This window comes from Saccharopolyspora sp. NPDC050389, assembly GCF_040655595.1.
GTDB lineage: Bacteria > Actinomycetota > Actinomycetes > Mycobacteriales > Pseudonocardiaceae > Saccharopolyspora.
This window is the reverse complement of record NZ_JBFAKG010000066.1, coordinates 1-21,997: the sequence shown is the minus strand read 5'-3', so window position 1 is coordinate 21,997 and position 21,997 is coordinate 1. Positions and strand designations below refer to the sequence as shown.

At 66.1% G+C, this 21,997-nt stretch carries 20 protein-coding genes; 9 read left to right on the top strand and 11 right to left on the bottom strand.

Features of this window, described 5'->3' with window-relative positions; all coding sequences use genetic code 11:
- Nucleotides 1–36: 36 nt before the first annotated feature.
- Genes AB0I53_RS33695 through AB0I53_RS33670 form a run of 6 tightly spaced genes read right to left on the bottom strand, consistent with a single transcriptional unit; the run spans nt 37 to nt 7,036 of the window.
- Nucleotides 37–1,239, bottom strand: coding sequence for an FAD-dependent oxidoreductase (locus tag AB0I53_RS33695; protein ID WP_358612239.1), 1,203 nt, complete (start codon nt 1,237–1,239; stop codon nt 37–39).
- A 6-nt stretch (nt 1,240–1,245) separates the two neighbouring features.
- The gene (locus AB0I53_RS33690) at nt 1,246–1,440 is read right to left on the bottom strand and encodes a ferredoxin (RefSeq protein WP_358612236.1); all 195 of its coding nucleotides are present in this window, start codon (nt 1,438–1,440) and stop codon (nt 1,246–1,248) included.
- Nucleotides 1,441–1,482: 42 nt separating this feature from the next.
- The gene (locus tag AB0I53_RS33685) at nt 1,483–1,707 is read right to left on the bottom strand and encodes a biotin/lipoyl-binding carrier protein (RefSeq protein WP_358612233.1); all 225 of its coding nucleotides are present in this window, start codon (nt 1,705–1,707) and stop codon (nt 1,483–1,485) included.
- Between the two features lie 28 nt (nt 1,708–1,735).
- Nucleotides 1,736–3,085, bottom strand: a complete 1,350-nt coding sequence (locus AB0I53_RS33680) for a biotin carboxylase N-terminal domain-containing protein (protein ID WP_358612230.1) — start codon at nt 3,083–3,085, stop codon at nt 1,736–1,738.
- A gap of 10 nt (nt 3,086–3,095) precedes the next feature.
- On the bottom strand, nt 3,096–4,625 hold the full coding sequence (locus tag AB0I53_RS33675; RefSeq protein ID WP_358612227.1) for a carboxyl transferase domain-containing protein: 1,530 nt from the start codon (nt 4,623–4,625) through the stop codon (nt 3,096–3,098).
- Nucleotides 4,626–4,654: 29 nt separating this feature from the next.
- Nucleotides 4,655–7,036, bottom strand: a complete 2,382-nt coding sequence (locus AB0I53_RS33670; protein ID WP_358612225.1) for an acetate--CoA ligase family protein — start codon at nt 7,034–7,036, stop codon at nt 4,655–4,657.
- 240 nt (nt 7,037–7,276) lie between these two features.
- On the opposite strand from AB0I53_RS33670, the gene AB0I53_RS33665 reads away from it, so the two are divergent.
- Entirely contained in the window at nt 7,277–8,536 is a 1,260-nt protein-coding gene (locus tag AB0I53_RS33665; protein ID WP_358612222.1) for a cytochrome P450, read from the top strand.
- Nucleotides 8,537–8,686: 150 nt separating this feature from the next.
- Here the strand turns inward: AB0I53_RS33665 and AB0I53_RS33660 are convergent, their stop codons facing one another.
- From AB0I53_RS33660 to AB0I53_RS33650, 3 genes are read right to left on the bottom strand one after another with little or no spacing between them, the layout of a single operon-like run.
- Nucleotides 8,687–9,388 (bottom strand): SDR family oxidoreductase, encoded by a 702-nt coding sequence (locus tag AB0I53_RS33660; RefSeq protein ID WP_358612219.1) that lies wholly within the window; start codon nt 9,386–9,388, stop codon nt 8,687–8,689.
- Nucleotides 9,385–10,260 (bottom strand): ABC transporter permease, encoded by an 876-nt coding sequence (locus AB0I53_RS33655; protein WP_358612216.1) that lies wholly within the window; start codon nt 10,258–10,260, stop codon nt 9,385–9,387. Before AB0I53_RS33655 ends, AB0I53_RS33660 begins: the two co-directional genes overlap by 4 nt.
- A 49-nt stretch (nt 10,261–10,309) precedes the next feature.
- Nucleotides 10,310–11,323 (bottom strand): glucose 1-dehydrogenase, encoded by a 1,014-nt coding sequence (locus AB0I53_RS33650; protein ID WP_358612213.1) that lies wholly within the window; start codon nt 11,321–11,323, stop codon nt 10,310–10,312.
- A gap of 149 nt (nt 11,324–11,472) precedes the next feature.
- Between AB0I53_RS33650 and AB0I53_RS33645 the strand changes: the two genes are divergently transcribed.
- From AB0I53_RS33645 to AB0I53_RS33610, 8 genes are all read left to right on the top strand, one after another.
- Nucleotides 11,473–12,315, top strand: a complete 843-nt coding sequence (locus AB0I53_RS33645; RefSeq protein WP_358612210.1) for an ABC transporter ATP-binding protein — start codon at nt 11,473–11,475, stop codon at nt 12,313–12,315.
- Nucleotides 12,308–13,120, top strand: coding sequence for an alpha/beta fold hydrolase (locus AB0I53_RS33640; RefSeq protein ID WP_358612207.1), 813 nt, complete (start codon nt 12,308–12,310; stop codon nt 13,118–13,120). Before AB0I53_RS33645 ends, AB0I53_RS33640 begins: the two co-directional genes overlap by 8 nt.
- Before the next feature lie 29 nt (nt 13,121–13,149).
- Nucleotides 13,150–15,057 carry an NAD(P)/FAD-dependent oxidoreductase gene (locus AB0I53_RS33635; RefSeq protein ID WP_358612204.1) on the top strand — a complete coding sequence of 636 codons (1,908 nt, stop codon included), beginning with the start codon at nt 13,150–13,152 and terminating at the stop codon, nt 15,055–15,057.
- 94 nt (nt 15,058–15,151) lie between these two features.
- The gene (locus AB0I53_RS33630) at nt 15,152–15,988 is read left to right on the top strand and encodes an alpha/beta hydrolase (RefSeq protein ID WP_358612201.1); all 837 of its coding nucleotides are present in this window, start codon (nt 15,152–15,154) and stop codon (nt 15,986–15,988) included.
- The gene (locus AB0I53_RS33625) at nt 15,978–16,784 is read left to right on the top strand and encodes an SDR family oxidoreductase (protein ID WP_358612198.1); all 807 of its coding nucleotides are present in this window, start codon (nt 15,978–15,980) and stop codon (nt 16,782–16,784) included. The genes AB0I53_RS33630 and AB0I53_RS33625 overlap by 11 nt, the downstream gene beginning before the upstream one ends.
- A 186-nt stretch (nt 16,785–16,970) precedes the next feature.
- Nucleotides 16,971–17,948, top strand: coding sequence for a LysR family transcriptional regulator (locus AB0I53_RS33620; protein ID WP_358612195.1), 978 nt, complete (start codon nt 16,971–16,973; stop codon nt 17,946–17,948).
- A 146-nt stretch (nt 17,949–18,094) separates the two neighbouring features.
- The gene (locus tag AB0I53_RS33615) at nt 18,095–19,066 is read left to right on the top strand and encodes an NADPH:quinone oxidoreductase family protein (RefSeq protein WP_358612192.1); all 972 of its coding nucleotides are present in this window, start codon (nt 18,095–18,097) and stop codon (nt 19,064–19,066) included.
- A gap of 91 nt (nt 19,067–19,157) precedes the next feature.
- Nucleotides 19,158–20,477: an MFS transporter gene (locus AB0I53_RS33610; protein ID WP_358612189.1), complete on the top strand. Its 1,320-nt coding sequence runs from the start codon at nt 19,158–19,160 to the stop codon at nt 20,475–20,477.
- A 137-nt stretch (nt 20,478–20,614) separates the two neighbouring features.
- On the opposite strand, the gene AB0I53_RS33605 is transcribed toward AB0I53_RS33610, so the two are convergent.
- Together AB0I53_RS33605 and AB0I53_RS33600 are read right to left on the bottom strand one after the other, a co-directional pair.
- Entirely contained in the window at nt 20,615–21,250 is a 636-nt protein-coding gene (locus AB0I53_RS33605; protein WP_358612186.1) for a zf-HC2 domain-containing protein, read from the bottom strand.
- Nucleotides 21,247–21,756: a sigma-70 family RNA polymerase sigma factor gene (locus AB0I53_RS33600; RefSeq protein WP_358612183.1), complete on the bottom strand. Its 510-nt coding sequence runs from the start codon at nt 21,754–21,756 to the stop codon at nt 21,247–21,249. The genes AB0I53_RS33605 and AB0I53_RS33600 overlap by 4 nt, the downstream gene beginning before the upstream one ends.
- Nucleotides 21,757–21,997 lie beyond the last annotated feature (241 nt).

Genomic DNA, 21,997 nt, shown 5'->3' with positions numbered 1-21,997 from the left:
CTTTCGGTTGTTGCCACTCCGGGGCGGTGGACCACCTCACCCGGCTGCCCGGCTGGGTCGTCTCGTCTCAGCGAGTTCGCGGCGCATCTTGAGGTGCTCACGCGGCATGCCAACGGCCTCTCCGCCGATGAACTCGTCGCCGTCGTACCGCCACACCGCGAATCGACCGGTGTTCACGTCGCCAATGAGCTCTGAGCGGTCTTCGGGCCGTCCAGGCATGCCGGTGATCTGCACCTTGACACCGGCTTGATCTGTCCAGAACCACGGCACCGGGTCGTACCCGGGGCGAGTGCCGAGAAGGGCTTTTGCCAGGTACTGCGCGGAATCCGTGGCATGTTGCACGCTGGTGAGGCGGCACGAGCGCGAACCGACCGGGAATCTGATGCAATCGCCGACCGCACTGATCCGCGGGTCCGATGTGGTCAGGTGCTTGTCGACGATGATCCCGTCCGCTGTGTCGAGGCCCGCGCGCTCGGCGAGGTCCACTTGCGGCTGCGACCCGATGCCGACGACCACGACGTCCGCGTCGACGCGGGCACCGGAGCTGGTCGTGGCCGACCGCACGTCACCGTTCGCGCCGAACTCGAACGCCTTGATCGCCTCCTCGAACCGGAACTCGACCCCCGACTCGGCGTGCCGACCGGCGAGGAAGTTGGAGACGAGCGGAGGAAGCATGTGACCGAGCACGCGACTCGCCTGCTCGACCACGGTCACCTCGCAACCGAGTTCACTCGCGACGGTGGCGACCTCCAGCCCGATGAATCCGCCGCCGATCAGGAGCATCGACCGCGCACCGCCGAGCCGTTCATGCAACCGGCAGGAGTCATTCCAGCCGTGGACGGTGAACACGTTCCCCGCCGACGACAACTCATCGAGCATTCTGGGACGCGAACCGGTTGCGAGCACCAGATGGTCGTAGGGAACCTCCACACCGGACTCGAGAACGACGAGCCCGTGGTCGCGATCGATTCCTCGCGCCGGGGCTCCGCACAGCAACCGCACGCCGATGCTGTCGTAGTGCTCGGCTTGGTGAAACACGATGTGTGCGGGATGAGGATCCTTGAGGAAGGCCTTCGACAGCGGCGGACGTTGATAGGGCAGATGATCCTCGCCGCCGATCAGCGTCACGTCGCCATCATGACCAGAACGGCGAAGTGCACTGACCACGTGCACGCCCGCTTGTCCCGCACCCACCACAACCAGCCGTCCGACCGGCCGGGAAACCGACTCGCCCGACATCGCAGCTCAGTCCTCCGCGAGCTCGATCGCCGCTGTCGGGCAAGCGGCGATCGCCTCCTCGATCTCCGGTTTCGCCATCGCGGCCGGGTTCTCCTGCAACAGCACGATGATTCCGTCGTCATCCTGATCGAATACCGTTGGTGCCGCCAGGACGCACTGCCCCGAACCACAGCACTTGTCGGGGTAGATCTCTACCTTCATTCCTTGCTCCTCACGGGAAGTCCTTCTTAGCTGGCGGAGTTCTCAGCTGCCGTCGGGGCTAATGGCCACCAGCGGGTCGCCGGCCTCGACGGTTCCCCCCTCGGTGACGTGAACGCTTTCGATCTGACCGGAACACTCCGCGAGCACCGGGATCTCCATCTTCATCGATTCGAGGATCATCAGCGTGCTGTCCTCCTCGACGGTGTCCCCCGGTGCGACGAGGACCTTCCAGACGTTCGCACCCAGATCTGCCTTGACCGTTTCCACGTGATCGCTCCCAATCAGAATGTTCAAGTCATCGGCTCGTGACCGTCGCCACGATGCTCGTGTCATAACTGCCCCGGATGAACTCCGGCGAATTCAGCAACCGGCGCAGGAACGGCAGATTGGTGCGGATCGGCCCGACCAGGAAGCTGTCGAGTGCGCCTCTCGCCCGCTCCAGGGCATCGTTGCGATCACGCCCGGACACGCAGACCTTCGCGAGCATCGGATCGAAGTGCGGTGTGACGCTCAGACCCGCTCGATAGCCCGAGTCGACCCGGATTCCCGGCCCGCTCGGCTCCACCCACTCGTCGATCGGGCCCGGGCTCGGGAAGAACCGAACCGGATCTTCGGCGCAGAGGCGGAACTCGATCGCGTGGCCTTCGGGTTCGGGGGCGAAGTCCGGCGTTGTCGTGCCGGTCCACGCGATGCTGAGTTGCTGTTCCACGATGTCGACGCCGTGGGTCAACTCGGTGACCGGATGCTCGACCTGAATCCGGGTGTTCATCTCGAGGAATACGAACTCATCGGTAGCGGTGTCGAGCAGGAACTCCACGGTGCCGGCGTTCCGGTAGTCCACCGAGCGTGCGGCGACCACCGCCGCGTCGAGAAGCCGAGCCCGGACCTCCGGATTCAACCCGGGGGCGGGGGTTTCCTCGACCAGCTTCTGATGGCGGCGCTGGGTCGAGCAGTCGCGCTCGCCGAGCGTCAAGATCGACCCATCGTCCAGTCCGAATACCTGTACCTCGATGTGCCGGGCCGCTTCGATGAATCGCTCGACGAAGATCCGGTCTGACCCGAAGCTGCGCTCGGACATGGACCGGGTGCTCGCGAACGCCTTCCTCAGCTGGTCGTCGTCCCGCGCGACCGTCATTCCGATCCCGCCGCCGCCTCCCGACGCCTTCACCATGACCGGATAGCCGATGCGGTTCGCTTCGGCGACGGCGTCCTCAGCGTTTCGCAGGACGTCGCCGACGCCGCCACTCACGGGTACTCCCGCCGCTGCGACCGTGTTTCGCGCCTCCACCTTGTCTCCCATCGCAGCGATGGCCTCTGGCGGAGGGCCGACCCAGCACATTCCGGCGGCTCTCACCGCTCGCGCGAAATCAGGATTCTCCGAGAGGAATCCGTATCCCGGATGAACTGCCTCAGCGCCGGTCCACTGTCCGATCTGGACTATCTGGTTCTGGTCCAGGTATGCCTTCACTGGCGTCTCTGCTTCCAAGGCGACCGCTACGTCGGCCTCGGACACGAACGGAAGGTCTTGATCGACGGGGTGATGCACCGCCACCGTCTCGATGCCGGCTTTGCGCGCGGTCAAGAGGATCCGGCGTGCGATCTCACCGCGATTGGCGACGAGCAGTCGCTTGGGGAACTGGTTCATCACTGTCCGCCTAGTAGCTCGTCGGCCAGTTGCTCAGCTGGTGCTCGCCTACCCCGCCGGTCCGCGAGAGGTGGTTGTCGCGCAGCGCGTTGATGAGGAACTCCCTCGTATCCGCCGGGTCGATCACGTCTTCCACTCCGTAGACCCGTGCGACGTCGTACCCGGTGGATTCCTTGGCCATTTCGGAAAGTCGCCGCTCGTAGAGCTCCGGATCGTCCTCCGGGTTGATCCCGTGGACCACGCTGACGGCAGACCGCGGATCCATGAAGCTGACCTCGGCCGTCCACCAGGCGACGGTGCTGTCCGCGGTCCACGCCCCGCCCATGTTGACGTAACCCTGGCCGTAGTTCTTGCGCATCATGACGGTGATCTTCGGTACCGTCGCGAGCGAGAGCGCATTCATCCAGTTGATGACCTTGCCGACGATTCCGTCGCGCTCGCCGTTGATCCCGATCAAGAAGCCCGGTTGGTCGACCAGGAAGATGATCGGGATGTTGTAGGAGTCGCACAGGACGATGAAACTCGTCGCCTTCGTACACGTGTCCGCATCCATCGCACCGGCTTTGAACATCGGGTTGTTCGCGATGATGCCGACCGATCGCCCACCGATGCGCGCCAAGCAGGTCGCAAGCGATTTGCCGAACCGCTCTTTGATCGGGAAGACCGACCCGATGTCGGCGATGACGTCGATGACCTTGCGGACGTCGTAGACCTTCGTGCGTTCCGGCGGCACGATCGAGTGGATCTCATGACCGCGACCGTCCGACCCAGCAGGAACCGGCGCGACAGGCGGCGCTTCGCCGTTGTGCCGCGGAAGGTAGCCGAGGAACCGCCGCACGAGGTCGATCGCCTGCTCGTCGGTGTCGGCCACCGCATCGGCGAAGCCGGTCACCTCGGAGTGAACCCGCCAGCCACCGAGGTCCTGGCCGTCGACCTGCTGCCCCGTCGCGCGACTCACCAGGCCCGGACTCGACACGGCCATGACCGCGCCCTTGCGCATGACCGCGAAATCCGAGCTGACGGTGTGCCAAGCGGCCGACCCGAACGAATACCCGAAGCAGGCCGAGACCCAAGGGTTCGTGCGGCGACGCAGGAATCGCGTACGGTCGTTGGCCTGCCCGAGGCCGGTACCACCCATCGCATCGGGCATCCGCACACCGGTCGATTCCGCGAGGTACACCAACGGCATGCCGCTGCGGGCCGCCAGATCCTTCATGTGGCTCATCTTCTTGTTGCTCGTGGCACCCGACGACGCACCCTTGACCGTGAAGTCGTACGCGATGACGGCGGCACGCCGGCCCTCGACGTCACCGGTACCGGTCACCTTTCCGTCTGCCGGTGTGGCATGGCGATCGGCCTCGACCGGAGACGCCGCGAACAGACCGGTCTCGCGGAAGCTCCCCTCATCGAAGAGGCGAGCAACCCGCTGGCGCGCGTTCAGCTCGCCCTTTTCGGCGCGCGCGGCGAGCTTGCGCTCCCCACCCATGGCGAGTGCCTGCGCGCTGCGGGCGAGGTGCTCTTCGCGATGATCGCGTGTCATCTGGATCGGATCCTTTCGTATCGGTCGCTTCAGCGGCCGAGTTCAGCCAGCTGTCCCGGGTTCGGTCGAGCGGCGTGAGATGCCCGTTTGCGGAACTCGAGGACGACCTGGGCGGCGCGCGCCGCGTCCTCGACCGAGCCGTACACGGGCAGACCGGCACTCCTGGCCAGCTGGACGTAGCTGCGAATGAGCTCATCGACGTCCGACTTGCCATCGCCCTTGAGCACCAGGTAGTGCAGTGACGCCGGGCCCGTCTCAGCGCGCACTCGTCCGATGCTGCCGATGATCGCTCCGGTCACATCGCCGTGCGTCTGGCTGAGGTTGCGATGGATGATCCCGACATTCAGATGGGTGATCACCACCGCCGGCGTCATCGCGTCGAGGACGATCGAAAGAATGTCACCGGCGACGGCGCCACCGTTCACACCAAGAGTAGGTGCCGGGGTGTCGATCGGGTTGAACAGTCCATTTCCGGGCGGTAGGCCCAGATCCTCGATCTGCGCGACCGTATCCGGTGAAAGCACCGGTACTCGAAGTCCGTGGTGGGCAAGGGAATCCGCGGCCAGGACACTGGCTCCCCCACCGTTGCCGAACAGCACTCCGTCACTGTTGGTGTACGGCTGCGTCAGGTCGGCTGTGTCGAAGGCGAGCAGGACGTTGACGAACTCATCGAGCGAATCGGTCAGGACCATACCGGCCTGCCGAGCGAAGGCAGGCCAGAGCCGGTGATTCCCGGCCAACGCGCCGGTGTGACTGGACGCAGCCCGAGAGCCCTCGGATGTCCGGCCTCCGGCGAGCAACACGATCGGCTTGACGCAGCTGTGTTCGGCCAGCCGGTCGAGCACGCTGCGGGCGTGCCCGAGCGACTCCAGGTAGAGTCCGATCACACTCACTTCCTGCGCTCCCAGCAGGAAGTCGACGATCTCCGCAGGTCCCAGGTCGGCGGCGTTGCCGATGCTGGTCAGGCTGTGGAAGGCGAGCCCTCGCGCGGCGCCAAGGCGCAGGATGTCGACGCTCAGGCCACCGCTTTGCGATACCACTGCGACGCCACCGGGCTCAAGCGGCGCTTCCGGCACGAAGCTGAACCGCCCTCTGGAACTATGCGTGCCGAGGCAGTTCGGTCCGATGAGCCGCGTCTTCTGCGCCCGCATCGCCTCGACGAGCTGTCGTTCCATTTCGGTGCCATCGGAGACCTCACCGAACCCGCTGCTGATCACCTGCGCAAAGCGCAACTGTCCCGCCGGCGCCTGGAGGGCTTCAGCAACCGCACCAGAAGGTAGCGCAACGAAGGCGTAGTCGACCACGTCCCGGACATCGGCCATGGTGCGGGCCGCCGGAATGCCCTCGATCGCCTCCGCCGTCGGGTGGATCGGCACGATCCGCCCGGTGTAGCCGCCTGCGCGAAGCCCCCGGATGTACCGATTCGCACCGTTCGTGCCCTTGGCGCTCGCGCCGAGGACGGCGATCGTCTGCGGTTGGTACAGGGCAGAGAGATCATCGTTCAGCGCGACGGCGGACCGGTGCTCGGCACTCGGCGAGCCGAGGACGAACCGCGCATCGACTGCGACAGCGCCGGCGGGATTGACGATGACGGGATTCAGGTCGAGCTCGACCACTTCTGGCGGCAGAGCGGCCAGCAGCCCGTCTGGCCCTGCGAGCCTTTCCACGACCGTCACCAGTGCATCGAGATCGGCAGGCCCGGCGCCGCGCGCACCCTGCAGGATCGGCAGGCCCCGCAGTTCATCGAGCATCGCCGTGATCTGATCGGTCCGAAGCGGTGCCATCCCGAACGCCACATCGGCCAGGACTTCGACGAAGACGCCGCCCAAACCGAGCATGACCACCCAGCCGACACCAGGCGTTCGCACCGCGCCTACGACGACTTCGTGACCAGGATCGGCCTTCTCCTCGACCAGGAAGCGGTCGACCTGGTGCCCCTGCTCGGCGAGAGCCGCCGACATCAGCTGAGCGGCTTCGGCCAATTCGGCAGCACTCAGACCGACACGCACGCCGCCCGCGTCCGACTTGTGCACCAGAGTCGGCGACACGGCCTTCAGCACCAGAGGGCCGCTGATGTCCGAGGCCGCCTTGACCACGTCGCGATCCGCCGTTCCCGCCGGGACCGGGATTCCGAAGTGCTGGAGCACCTGCTTGCCCTCGGGCTCAGGTAGAACTCGATGTCCGGCCGCCACGCTCTGCCCGATGATCGAGCGCCACGAACTCGGCGATTGATGATCCACGCGGTTGGTCTCCGTTTCTTCCCACGCACCGATGCCCGCCCACGCGACAGCGATCGACGGGGTCCTGGCGACGATTGACGGGGTCCTGGCGAGGAGTCTGCACAACGACGCGCCACGCGGGTAGAAGGAAAACCCTGCACCTGTGATGCCGGATGACTGCCGGGCAGCCACCGGCGAACGCGCTGCCAACCCAGGCCCGCTTCAGCCTTCCTTCGTGATAGGTGGGCAGAATCACCGCTGTAGGCATCGTGACCTACCAGACATCCCGCTGGGTGCGGAGAATCGTCGCAACTCGTCGTCCCAGGTCACAAGGCAGGAGTCGGACCGAGTAGGCAACGGGCGCCAGGAGCTCTCGCCGGTCCCGCACGGGAACTGACGGCCGCATGGCGTCCATTTCGACTAGGAGAGACGATGGAAAGCCAGATGCACGACGACAATTCAGCTGAGGCGGATGCCGCTGAGGCCTGTCCGCACCTTCGCCAACTGAGCTTCACGCCGCCGGCTGATCGACCGCTGGATGATCCGGAGTACTTCGGCGAGCTGCGCCGGTGCCCGGTCGGTGAGATCGGTCTCGGGCCCGACATGAAGGCCTGGATGTTCACGAAGCTCGACGATGTGAAGGCCGTCCTGGGTGACACCCGGTTCAGCGCGAACCCGACAACCCCGGGTTTCCCCGTCCGCGGCCTGCCCGGAGGGGGTCATCCGATCTCGGTGAACGGCATGCTGCGCGTGGATGCCCCGTTGCACACGAAGTTGCGGCGGGTCGTCACCAGGTACTTCACGCCGAAGGCCGTCGAAGGATACCGCCGGCGGGTCACCGAGATCATCGACGAACACCTCGAACGTCTCCCCGACCTGCCGCAGCCGCTCGACCTGGTCTCCGAATTCGCGCTGTCCATCCCAACGACCGTCATCACCGATCTGCTCGGCATCCCGATCGAGACCGCGCCGCGGTTCCACGAACTGACCGATCTCATGACGAACCTGGTGCTTCCCCTCGACGAGATGCACAAGGTTGTCGAGGAGTTCGCCGAGCTGAGCCTCCAAATCGCCGACCAGAAGGCGAAGAACCCCGGCGACGACATGTTGACCAAGATCCTCGACGAGCAGGAAGCGGTCGGCGGACTGACCCGCATCCAGCTCGCCTCGCTCGTGACGAGTCTGATCGTCGGCGGGCACGACACGACCGCCAACATGATCGGGCTATCGGTGCTGACCCTGCTCAAGCGACCCGACCAGCTCGCGCTGCTGCGAAACGGCGAACGGGACTGGGACGTCGCCGTCGAGGAACTCCTGCGCGTGCTGTCCGTCGCCCGCATGGGCCCACGTCGCGCCGCGCTGGAAGACGTCGACGTCAACGGCCACGCCGTCCGCGCGGGCGAAGGCGTCATCGCCTCGATCTGGTCGGCCAACCACGACGAGTCCAAGTACGAACGCACGCGCTGGGACGATTTCGCGATCCCGGAAACCAAACCCCAGCACATGGCGTTCAGCTTCGGCTCGCACCAATGCCTCGGCCAGAGCCTCGCCCGCCTCGAACTGGCCATCGCAGTGCCGAAGATCTTCGAACGCTACCCCGAGATGAAACTCGTCGACCCCGCTCTCGCGAACCTCTCCTACCGCGAGGACCGCGCATTCTTCGGTCTCAAAGAGCTTCTCGTCACGCTCTAGCGGCCCGGCGGAACGCGTGCTGGGCCAGTGAGCAAGGGCCTCCGGCCGGGTGGACACTCCCAAAATCCACCTCGCCGGAGGCCCTTCTCCCATCGGACGGCCACCTTGCGCCTGAACTGCGCGGCGAGCGCGAAGTGCCGCCCGCGCTCATCAATGCTTGATCGAACCGCCGTCGACGACGATCGTCTGGCCGGTGACGAATGACGCTCCGTGCGACAACAGGAAGCGCACCGGTTCCACGAAGTCGTCCACGGTCGCCGGCCGCTTGATCGCCCTCGTCGCGATGTTGGCCGATTCGGTGTGGGCGATGTCCGCCGACAGCGGTGTCATGACGAGACCGGGTGCGACCGCGTTCACGGTGATCTGCCGGTCCCCCAGCTCCGCTGACATCGTCCGCATGAACCCGACCACTCCGGCTTTGGATGCCGCGTACGCGGCGACCCCGGCCGGCGCCTTGAAGATCGTGCCGGAGGAGAAGAGCACGATACGTCCACAATCGACGACCATCGGCGCGAACGCCTGGACGGTCGCCAGTGTGCTGTGCAGGTTGACTTCGAGCACGCGGGTCCACTCGCTGCGCGGCATCTCGACGAAGCCGCCCACGCGGGATATCCCGGCGCAGTGCACCAGTGCGTGGATCTGTTCGCCGACATGCGCAGACACCGCACTCGCCACCGAGTCCACCTCGTCCGGATCGGCGAGATCTGCGGTCAGGTACGTGACGCCCGGTGCCGGCTCCGGGGGCTGGTCGAGGTCGATGACCACGACCCGCCACTCGGTAGCCAGGACGGTCGCGAGCCTGGCTCCGATCCCGGAAGCCCCACCGGTCAGGACGAGCGTCCGCGAGGTCAATTCGCCCTCCGCTTCACGATGTGCTCGATGCCCGAGATCGCGAAGTCGAGCGCCATCGACAGGATCCCCATGAACAGCAGCACCGCGAACGATTCGGCGACCTGGAAGTTGCTCGTGAGGACGACCAGCCGCTGACCGAGGCCGTAGTACGAGCCGACCATCTCCGCCAGCACCGCGCCGAGCACGGAGTACACCGCGCCGAGGCGCAACGCGCCGACGATGCTCGGCAGCGCCGATGGCATCTCGATCTTGAAGAAACGCTGGACCGGTGACATCGACAGCGACTCGGTCAACTGCATGATGTCGTGGTCGATGCCGCGCAGCGCGCCAAGGGTCGAGGTGAGCAGGAGGAAGTAGACCACGCTCGCCGCGACCAATGCCTTCGGCATGAATCCCAGGCCGAACCACAGGATGAAGATCGGTGCCAGCGCGGGGCGCGGGAGGCTGTTGGCAAGCGTCAGGAACGGGGTCGCGGCCCGTTCGATGACGTTCGATCGCGAGAACACCACTCCGGTGACGATGCCGAGGACGCCGCCCGCCACCAGACCTGCCATCGCGCCACCGAAGGTCGCCGAGACGTCGACCCAGAACTTCGGTTCGCCGAGTTGCGCGACGAAACCCTCGGCGATCTGTTCGGGCGAGGAGATGAACAGGGGGTTGATCAATCCGTGGTGCGACGCGATGTACCACGCGCCGATGATGATGGCTGCTCCAACGATGCGGATCGTCCACACCAGCAGCGAGGTACGGCGCCGCTCGGCGCGTCGCTCGGCGAATATCTGCTTCTCCATCGCGGCGATCGCCGCCGCGTTGTTCTCAGCGGTCGCTGATCCCGGTGGCGACGGGACCGATTGCTCAGTCGGCGCGCTCATCTTTGAACTCCTGATGGCAGTTGTCCTGGAACGACGAAATGAGGTTCGATCAGCCGGCGTTCGACGCGCGCAGCAGATCGATGTCGGCCGGGGTTGCGGTGTGCGGGCCACCGTTGACCACGATCGTCTGGCCGGTCAGGTGCGAGGCACCTTCCGAACACAGGAACAGGCACACCCCCGCAATGTCCGCCGGCCGCCCGAGACGCCCGAGCGCGACGAAGCGCGCGACCCGCTCCTCGACCTCGGCGGCGGCGAATCGGGATGCTTCGGTCACGACCGCGCCGGGCTCCAGGCAGTTCGCCCGGATCCCGGAGTCGGCCCACTCCCACGCCATCGTGCGGGTCAACGACGCAAGACCGGCTTTCGCGGCGGCGTAAGCCCCTCGAAGCGGATGTGCGTGGCTCGCCGATGCCGACCCGATGTTCACGATGACGCCGCCGCCCTGGCCCCGGAACGTCGGCAGACAGGCCTTGGCAAGATGAAAGGCGCCGCTGAGGTTGGCCTCGACCATGGCGTTCCACGCGTTCGGCGACAGATCTTCAAGCCTCGCGCCGAAGTTGCCCCCGGCGTTGTTGATCAGGACGTCGATGCGACCGAACCGCTCGAGTGCGGCATCGACGATCGCGGTGGCCGTTTCCGGCGATCGGATGTTGCCGGTGACCGCGATGGCCGACCGCCCATGCTCCTGCACGCGGGTGACCCGCTGTGCGAGCACATTCTCCTTCCTCCCGTGCAGGACGAGATCAGCGCCGGCTGCCGCGAACATTTCGGCTACGGCGGATCCGATTCCGCCCGAAGCGCCAGTGACGATGACGACTCGGCCGGCGAAATCGAACGTGACCGAGCCTGGTTGGACGCCCTGCGTCGACACTGGTGGCATCACTTCTCCCTCGAATCGTGGTGCGTACAGGCTCGCCGGGTGAGCCGCCCAGGGCCATGGGCCGCTGTCTGTCAGGGTGATAGCCGCATGTGCGACTACGACGTCTTGACACCGCGATCGCGGCTCAAGCAGACTTCCGGAACCTTGCTGTCGAGAATGCGATCGCGATTCGCTCTGGCTCAATCGGCGAAGAAGGATGTTGAAAGGTCCGGTCGACCGCCTGATCCACGGGGCTTCGCACCGAATAATCCGAGAGCCGCAATGGAGCGGTTCGCGCCAGTTGCGAAGTTCCGCCGTCGATTGATGGGATTCACCAATTCAGGAGGTTGCCGGTGGGAACGCCAGCAGTTGAGGAAAACCGGTCCACCCAGGATCTGGGAATCGAGTTCGAACACGTCAACCACAGCTTCATTCACGGCAATCGTGCCATGCTCGTGCTGAAGGACTTCAACCTGCGCATCGAGCCGGCGGAATTCGTGAGCATCGTCGGACCGTCCGGCTGCGGCAAGACGACCGCGCTGTCGATGACCGGAGGTCTCGTCCGACCCCGCTCGGGCTCGGTTCGGCTTGGCGGCAAGCAAGTCACGGGAACGTCCGACGACATCGCCTTCCTCTTCGCCCGCGATGCCGTCCTGCCGTGGCGTCGGGTCCGCCGCAACGTCGAGCTCGGCCTCGAGGTTCGCGGGGTCCCCAAGGCGGAACGCCGCGAACGAACGGACGAATGGCTGCGTCGGGTTCGCCTCGAAGACTTCGCCGACTCGGACGTTCTCCACCTGTCGCAGGGAATGCGTCAGCGCGTGGCCATCGCACGCACACTGGTGCAGAGCCCCCGGGTCGTGCTGATGGACGAGCCGTTCGCCGCCCTCGACGCGCAGACACGCGCGATGCAGCAGGAGGAGTTCATCCGGCTCTGGGAAGCCGAACGCCCGACGGTGATCTTCGTGACGCATGACCTCGAAGAGGCGATCCTGCTCAGCGACCGAGTAGTCCTGATGGCCAGCCGCCCCGGCCGCATCGTCGCCGATATCAAGATCGAGCTCGAGCGTCCGCGGACCCAGGCGATGCGGACTTCGTCCCCGATCTTCCGGCACCACCTCGAGACGTTGTCCGAGCGCCTCCGCGAAGAGGTGCAGCGCGCCGACCAACAGCGCACGCCCGGGAGCGACGATGCCTGAGCACTTCACCGTCGCCGACGGCGCTCAGCTGGCCTACCGCATCGTCGGCGACGGTGCCGAGAACATCGTGCTCGTGCACTCGCTCGCGCTCGACGGATCGTGGTTCGAGCCCTTGGCCGAACAGATGGGCCCGGAGTTCCGGTGCGTGATCCCCGATGCCCGCGGACACGGCGGCAGCGAAGGCCTGCCTGATCAGATCAGCCTGCGGCGGCTCGCCGATGACATCGCGGAGCTCCTCGATCATCTGGAGCTGCCCAAGGCCAGCGTCCTGGGAATCTCGCTGGGCGGGATGATCGCCCAAGCGTTCGCCGCCCGTCATCCGCAACGCGTGGACAAGGTCGTCCTCATCGCCACGGCGGGCTCGTTCAACGACGCAGCGCGAGAAGGCAACGCTGCGCGCGCACAGGCCGCCCTGTCACCGAACGGCATCGCCGCCATGGCGGACGCGACCCTCGGCCGTTGGTTCGGCGATCAGCCGCAGCACGATGAATCGATCTCCGCGCTCGCGGCGCGGGCGCGCGAGCAGTACCTCGGTTCCGACCCCCAGGTGCACGCCGCGACCCTGCTTTCGATGACCGCCGTCGGCGACTTCCAGGTTCCACCTGACCTGCCGACGCTGGTCATCGGCGGCCAGGAGGACGTGAGCACGCCTCGAACGGTGGTCGAGCAACTCGCTGCCGACATTCCGCAGGCGCGGCTTGCATTCGTGCCCGGCGGACACCTCACGGCATTCACCCATCCAACCCCGGTCGCCGCCATGCTCACCGAGTTCTTGGCGCAACGCGATCCAGAAGTGGCGAATTGACCCGCGTCGCAGCACCCGAAGGATCAGGCATGGAACAGTCCTCCTCCAGCGAACCGACTATCGATGACCTCCGGCGATGCATTCATGCTGCCGAAACGCCGGCCCTCCTGATGCTGGTCGCGCACCTCACCGATGACGCGGAGGTCCTGCGGCCGGATTGGCGTCCGAAACCCGAGCTGCTGCCCGCGGGCGGCCTCACCCCTGACGTCGAGTCGCAGATTCGCGCTCTGTGCCTCGAGAAGCTCGAGCCGCTGCTACCGACGATGGGCACCTGGCCGCAGCGCCCCAGTCCCGCCGTGCTGACGGCCATCAGCGACTGGGCGTTGGGCAGCACCGGAGAAGAGAACGTGCCGCTGCTGCACGCTGCATTCGTGCCCCCCGGAGTCGATGAGCGCGCCCCTCGGTGGACCAAGGACGACATCGCCGCCGGCCGGTCGATGCGGGTAGCGATCATCGGCGCCGGCCTTTCGGGCCTGATGGCCGGTCTGCGCATGAAGCAGGCCGGCATCGACTTCACCATCATCGAGAAGGGCGACGACCTCGGCGGCACCTGGTACGAGAACACTTACCCGGACTGCCGGATCGACGTCCACAGCTACATCTACACGTACTCGTTCTATCCGTACGACTGGCCGTCCTACTTCTGCCGTCAGGACGTGATCTTCGACTACTTGCGGTCGTTCGCCGAGGAGCACGGTCTGGTCGACCACATCGTCCTCAACACCGAAGTCACGGCGGCGAACTGGGACGACGAATCGCAGACCTGGACCGTGGAGACGATCGACGATCACGGCGACGAACGCGCCGATGAGTACGACATCGTCGTATCAGCGGTCGGTCAGCTCAACCGGCCGCTCATCCCGGCGATCGAAGGTCTCGATACCTTCGCCGGCCCGGCTTTCCACACCGCGCAATGGGACCATTCCGTCGACTTCACGGGAAAGCGGGTCGCTCTCATCGGCACCGGCGCCAGCGGAGTGCAAGTCGGCCCGGCTCTGGCGCGCCAAGCCGACGAACTGGTCATCTTCCAGCGCACCGCACCATTCCTGCAGCCCACTCCCGAGCTGCGCCGCGATCTTCCAGAAGAAGAACGATGGCTTCTGCGCAACATCCCGCTGTACCGGTCGTACTACCGCTTCTCCATCTTCCTGCCCCGAGCGATCGGCAGGCTTGCCGCCGCGACGATCGACCCGGACTACCCGCCGACCGAGCGCGCCGTATCGGCAGTCAACGAGCAGTTGCGCGTCCTGCTGACCGACTACCTGCTCGACCAGGTGAAGGACCGGCCGGATCTGGCGGAGAAGATCATCCCCGATTATCCGCCTGGCGCCAAGCGGATCATCCGCGACGACGGAACCTGGATCGAGACCCTCAAGCGCGACAACGTCCAGCTCGTCGCGGATGGCGTCGAGCGGGTGGACGAAACCGGGGTCTGGACCGCTGACGGCGAGCACATCCCGGTCGACGTGATCGTATTCGCCACCGGTTTCAAGGCGTCCGACTTCCTCATGCCGATGAAGGTGACCGGCAGGGGCGGAAAGGACCTGCACGAGACCTGGGGTATCGACGCATGCGCCTACTTCGGAATTTCGGTTCCGGATTTTCCCAACATGTTCTGCCTCTACGGCCCGAACACCGGCCTGCTGCTGCACGGCAACGTCGTCTTCTTCCTCGAGTGCCAGACCGTGTACCTGCTCAGCGCGATCAAGACGCTGCTGGAGACCGGACACCACGCGATGTCGCTGCGCCACGACGTCTTCGAGGAGTACCAGAAGGAAGTCACCGAGGAGAGCGGCAAGCGTGTCTGGGGATGGTCGAAGACCCACAGCTGGTACCAGAACGCCGAAGGCCGTTCCACGATCATGTGGCCGCTGACCGCCCACCGGTACGTCGAGGGAACTCGAGCGGCCGAACCCGAGCACTACGAGCTGACCTGACGGGCAATCCGCCGATGCGCCATACCCGGCCGGCTTCGCAGGTTGAACGGCGTCCCCGCAGCACCGCAGCCCTCTTCGCAGAAGGAGATCGACATTGATCACGGAACGGACGGCAGTCGTCAACGATCTGACGACGCGCTATCTGCATGGCGGACCGGACGGCCGGCCAACTGTCGTGTTCGTCCACGAAGGCGGCTTCGGGGGGTGTGCCGACGTGTCCTGGGGGTCGGTGCTCCCCCTGGCCGCGGAGAGTTACCGCGTGATCGCGCCGGATATGCTCGGATTCGGCGGGACGGCGAAGATCACCAGGTTTGACGAGCCACCGTTCGGGTTCAGGTTGCGGCACATCTACGCGCTGCTCGATTCCCTGGGAATCGATGGACAGGTGCACCTGGTGGGCCACTGCTTCGGCGGCTCCGTCATCCTGCGCGCTCTGACCGATCCCGCGTTGAGAGCGCGCATCGCGACAGCGAGCGTCATCAGCGGCACGGGCGGCCCCTGGCGTACCGAGCTGACCGCCGAGCTGGGTACGTATGACGGCACGCTCCAAAGCATGCGCCGGATCGAGGAACTCAGCTGCGGGACGTTCCCCGGTTTCGAGGAGTACATCGAGACGCGGCAGCGCTGGGCATCGGTCCCCGGGCACTTCCAGGCGCTCGCTTCGGCCCGCACCCCGGTGCCCGAACCGCTGCGAGCCGCTCGGCCCGCCGACCCCTACCCGCAGACCCTGGCCGGCATCACCACACCGCTGCTACTGATCGAAGGCAGCGACGACGCTCTGCTCGAGCCCGGATGGACCAAGCACTTCGTCCAGGTGCTCCCGCACACGACGGTCACCACGCTGCCTGCCAAGCATTCACCGAACATCAGCCACCCGAAACAGACCTGGCAGGTCATCGAGCAGTTCATCGGCGGCACCGATGTTCAGTGACCCGCACTCCCCGATGGGCGCAGCCGAGATCGACCACGACCGGCTGTTCCGGCTCGATGGAAACGCGTACGTCGTTCTCGGCGCGGGCGCCGGTATCGGCGAACACGTCTCACGCACGCTGGCTTCCCGGGGCGCCCGGCTGCTGTGCGTCGACATCGCCGAGGGCCTGGTGAACCGACTCGCCGATGAGCTCGGGGCCGAGCGCATCGTCGCGGACGTGTCGACCGAAGAGGGGGCTCGGGCGGTCGCCGACCACGCCAGGTCGGCATTCCCCACGCTCAGCGGCTTCGTCGATGTCATCGGCCAGATGACGCGCAAACCGCTCCCCGAGTTCACGCTCGAAGACTGGGAGAAGGACTTCCGGGTGAACCTCACCCATGCCTTCCTCTCGGGGCAGCACCTGGCGCCGCTCGTCGCGCACGGCGGTGGCGGTTCGATCGTCTTCGTGTCGAGTCTCAGCGGTTCTCGTGCCGGAAAATACGCTGCCGGCTACGGTCCGGCCAAGGCTGCTCTCGAGCTGTGGGTCAAGCAGCTCGCGGAAGAGCACGGTGCCGCCGGCGTGCGGGTGAACGCAGTCGCACCTGGGTTGTTCTTGTCTCCCAGAGTCGTGGCGGCGGACACCGACGGGATCATGGCCAAGCAGTACGGAGCGAATACGATGCTCGGCCGTCTCGGGCAACCGTACGAGGTCGCTGCGACCGTGGCGTTCCTGTTGACACCGGCGGGCGGGTACATCACCGGGAGCACGATCGCGATCGACGGCGGCACCGGCGCTGCCGACCCGATGGGTCTGTGACTTCGGACTGCGGTCGCTGCCGGGTTTCGTCCGGAAGACGTTCGCCGGGCGCCGGCAGCGACGAATCCGCTTTCATGCCAACCTAATTACTTTACTACCACGCGTTCGAATGCGTGGTACCATCCCCGTCCGACAGTGCTGTCGGACGGCGTCCAGACCACGCCGCGCGGACGAGCGGGGTGATCGGTGCGGTTCGAGCAACTTCGATACCTGGAAGCGGCACTGCGCACGGGTTCGTTTCGGCAGGCAGCGAGAGAACTCGGTGTCTCGCAGCCGACGATCACCAGCCAGGTGCAGCGTCTCGAAGAGGATCTCGGACTCGTTCTCGTGCGCCGGGGAGCCCAAGGCGTACGCCCAACGGACGCGGCGGAGCGGATCCTGCCGCACGCGATGGCGGCGATTCGGATCGAAGATCTGCTGCGCCAGGAAGCCAGTGTGATCGACGGTTTGCGAGCCGGCACCGTTCGGCTCGCAACGGTGTCGACCGGCAGCATGCTCGTGCTTCCCGATGTCGTCCGGCGGATGCACACCGAATACCCGAACATTCGCTTCGAAGTCACCGAAGGCGGGACCTACGACGTCCGCGAAGGGCTCACCAGCGGGCAATACGACATGGGCCTGCTGATTCGGCTCAACGAGCCGGATGAAATCGACGAGGACGATCAGCTGCACTACACCGATCTGGTCTCAGGTCGCCTCGTCCTCTGCGTTCCGGACGCCCACCCGCTGGCCAGCGCCGAGACGTTCGACGTCAATGACCTCAGCGGCGAGCCCCTCATCACCTACAAGAAGGGCAGCATTCTCCGGGCGGCATTCGACAGAATGCTCAAGGGCGTCGATGCTCGCTTCGTCTACCTCACGGACGGCGCGGAAACGGTCCAGCGCATGGTGCGCGCGGGCGTTGGCATCTCGATCGCGAACACGTTGGCAACCTCGACCGTCAGCGGCAACGGTGTCACGCTGATCCCGATCCGCGAGCCGTGGGCCAAGACGACACTTTCAGTCGCAGTTCGATCCGGAGAACTACGCGGACCGATCGTCCAGTTGATTCTGCGTGAAATCCGGGAGATCGTGCACGAAAAGACTCGTGATCCGTTCACCGGGCAGAAAAACGTGCAATCCGAACTCTCGGATCCGGGAGCGGCGCTGCAATTCTCGAAGTAGCCGGGATCGACCACGCGGCGGATCGTTGAGCGCGCGACACCGACGCGAGCCCCCGGCCACGACACCGACCCGTATCGCATCGAGCTGGAATGGTGATAGCCAACGGTGTCTAGCACGGAGGCTCGACCATCCATACAGTCGGCGCCATGAAGGCGGCGCACATCTCCAAGCTCAATGGCCCCGACGCAGTTGAGATCGTCGACGTCGAGGCGCCAGAACCCAATGCCGACCAGGTACTCATCGAGGTGCATGCCGCCGGTGTCTCGTTTCCCGAGGTGCTGCAGACACGCGGCCGGTACCAGGTGAAGCCGGACCTTCCGTTCATTCCCGGCGCCGAGGTCGGTGGTGTCGTCGTCCAGGCACCGCCGAACTCCGGCCTCGAACCCGGTGATCGGGTGGCCGCGCTGTCGTTCCTAGCCGGATTCGCGGAATACGCGGTCGCGGATTCCGAGACCACCTTCAAGATCCCGGACAGCATGTCCTTCGAGCAGGCCGCGGCCGTGCCGTTCAACTACCTCACCGCACACTTCGCCCTGCTGCCGCGCGGCCGGATGGCCGAGGGCGAATCCGTGCTCGTGCACGGCGCTGCCGGCGGAGTCGGAACGGCCTCCATCCAGATGGCGAAGGCGTTCGGAGCCGGCCGGGTCATCGCGGTGACCTCGACCGACGAGAAGGGCCATGTCGCAGTCGATGCCGGTGCCGACGAGTACGTGCTGGCGGACGGATTCAAGGACTCGGTCAAAGAACGCACCGGGGGCCGCGGCGTCGACATCGTCGTCGACCCGGTCGGCGGTGACCGCTTCACCGATTCGCTGCGCTCACTCGCAACCAACGGCCGGTTGCTGGTGATCGGCTTCACCGCAGGCTCGATCCCCGAAGTCAAGGTCAATCGCCTGCTACTGAACAACATCGACGTCGTCGGCGTCGGCTGGGGCGCCTACGCCCGCCCGCGCCCGGGCTACCTCCACTGGCAGTGGTCGCAGATCGAACCCCACATCGCCTCAGGCGCCCTCTCCGCACCCATCGGCGGCAGCTACCCGCTCGACGACGTCATCAGCGCACTCAAGGCGATCGACGACCGGCACGCGACCGGCAAGCTGGTGCTGAAGATCCGCTGACCGACAACCGCAGGCGAAACCTTGGCCGACATCGGCTGCCAGCACCGCGGGCAACAACAGCCCGTTACTGGATGACTGCAAAGGAGTCGTCATGCCAACCGAGGTCGGCTTAGGAGCGCCCTCCACCCACGCCCACCGGCGGAAGGCGAAGAAGGCGACAGGCGTCGCCGTTTTCGGCACGTTCATCGAGTACTACGACTTCAGCGTCTACGGGTACGTGGCTGCGACGCTGTCGGTGGTGTTCTTCCCGAGTGACGACCCGACCACCGGGTTGCTGAACACGCTGCTGGTCTTCGGCTCGGCCTTCTTCGTCCGTCCGCTCGGCGCGTTGTTCTTCGGGTGGCTCGGTGACCGGAAAGGCCGCCGGTTCGGCCTCATCGCGAGCGTCACCGTCATGGGAGTGGCGGCCACTCTGACCGGTCTCTTGCCCGGCTATGCCCAGCTCGGTGCTTGGGCTCCCGTTCTGCTCGTAGTTTTCCGCATGCTGCAGGGTTTTTCGGCCGGTGGCGAGGTCGGAGGCGCCTCCAGCTACATCCGGGAATGGGCCGAGCCCAGGCGGCGTTCGGTCTACCTCTCGTTGATCCCGGCGACCGCCCAACTCGGCAAGGGCGCGGCAGCCGGGATGGCCGCGATCGTCGCCGCGGCGCTACCCGCGCCCGCGATGGAATCCTGGGGATGGCGGATCCCGTTCCTGCTCGCCTTGCCGCTGGGGGCGCTCTGCCTCTACCTGCGTCTGCGCGTGGAAGACAGCCCGGAATTCGTCGAGAACAGCAGACGGCGAGGCACCACCGCCCAGCCGGTCCGCGAGCTGTTCAGCGAGCACCGAAAGCCCCTGGCCAAGGTGTTCGCCATCGCCTTGGTGCAGAACACCGGAACCTACATCGGCACCGTCTTCGTCGCCGTCTACTTCAGCAACATCCTCGGTTTCTCCAAGGGCGCCGCGTCGGCCATCGTCCTGGTCGCCGTCCTGCTCGCCGGAGCGCTCATCCCGGTCGCCGGGCAACTCGCTGCCCGATCCGGTGCCAAACGAATGCTGCTCTGGTCGTACTGCGCCTACATCGTGCTCACCGTTCCTTCGTTCTTCCTGATGAACCAGGGTTCGGTCGCACTCGCGATGGCCGGGCTGGCGCTGGTCATGGTGCCGTACGCGCTCTGCCAGGCCGGCACCTCCGCCAGCATTCCCGAGTTCTTCCCGGTCCAGGTCCGCAACACCGGCGTGGCGTTCGGTCACAGCCTGGGCGCGGCCTTCGGCGGCGGCGGTGCGCCATACCTGGCCGCTTGGCTCATCGGGATCAGCGGAAACACGTTCGTTCCCGCGTTCATCCTGATCCTGGCCGGCGCGCTGGGCTTGGCCGTAGTCGCGCTGACCGTCCGCGAAACCTCCGGTAGTTCCGCCCATCTCTACCGGTGACGAAAATCGTTCCCGCCATCCGCGTCCTCAACCCGGTGCACGATCGCGACGATCTGCCCCAGCGGGGGAGTCTCCTGCCGACAAGTCCGCCGCCAGCAACGCCATCTCGCGAGCACGCCCGCAAGGGGCCATTGGGTTCATACGCGCATCTCCAGAAGGGGGTGGCCGCTTCCCGTGGTGACCAGGAGATGCGACACCTGGTCCCGGGGAATCGCGGACGCACCGGACAGCCGTGCTTCACCGGTCAGGGTCCGCGACCACGTGGCGGCCTGCTCGACGCGGCCGTCGCGGGCCACCACCCAGGCCACGAAGTGATCGTCCGGCGGCAGGTTCTCCACGTGCAGCGACACCGCCGTCCCCCACGGACGGCTTTCCAGCTTGCCGTGCCCGTGCGACGTCACGCCCGCCGCAGCCACCAGATCGGCACCCTCCGGTTCCCACGAAACCGCGGCCATACCTCCGAGGGATCCCACACCGAGCAGCACCACAGCCGCGACAGCCAGCAGCCACCTCCGCTTCCGCGGTGGCGCCACTCGTTCGCTGCGGGCTTTCTCGATCAGCTTCGCCCACTCCGGCTCGGATGGTTCGATCGGCTCCGGCGGTGGACCGGCGCGGTGCAGCAATCCGGGCAGTCCCGCGTAGCCGGACAGGTCCTCCCTGCAGTCGGCGCAGCGGCCGAGGTGCTCCTCGAAGCGCCGACGCTCTTCCGGGTCCAGACCGCCGAGCACGTATGCCCCCAGCAGCTCGCGAACCGCCTCGTGCTCCTCGTTCACCGGACCACCCCCATTTCCTCCAAGATCGTTCGCAACGTTCGCACCGCGTAGTAGGCGCGGGACTTCACCGTGCCCTGCGGAATCCCAAGCTGTTCCGCGGTTTCGGCCACGCTGCGCCCCTGGAAGTACAACGCCACGACGACCGCGCGGTGCTCGGGCGACAGCCGCTGGAGCGCCTCGCCGACGAGCCAGCCGTCCAGCAGCCGGTCCAGGTCGTCGGCCACCGGCAACGATTCGACGACGCCGTCGTCGCGGACCAGGCGCGGGCGGCGCTGGGACGCGCGCCAGTCATCGATCAGGATGTTCCGCGCGATCGAGAACAGGTACGACCGGGGGTCACCGCGGCCGGGATCGATCGAATCGAGGTTGCGCCACGCCCGCAGCAGCGTCTCCTGCACGACGTCCTCGGCCCGCTGCCGGTCTTCCACGTACCGCAGGACGAATGCGGTCAGCATGCCTCCGTACTCCTCGTACATCGCACGAAGTAGTCGCTCGTCCGCCGTCATCGCACCCCATCCTGCCTCGGCCGCATTCTCCCGTGCCCGGGTGTACGTCACGAACACCGGCGAAGTTCAGCGATCCCGCGAACGGATTTCCGTTGAACCGGCCGGCGGCCGCGGACGTACAGGAAGACAACGCAATCGAACGGAAGGGAACATCATGCCGTTGCGCAGAATCGCGGTCCTCGCCACCGCCGCCTGCACGATGACGATCGCAGCGTGCGGATCGGGTGAGCAGCCCGAATCC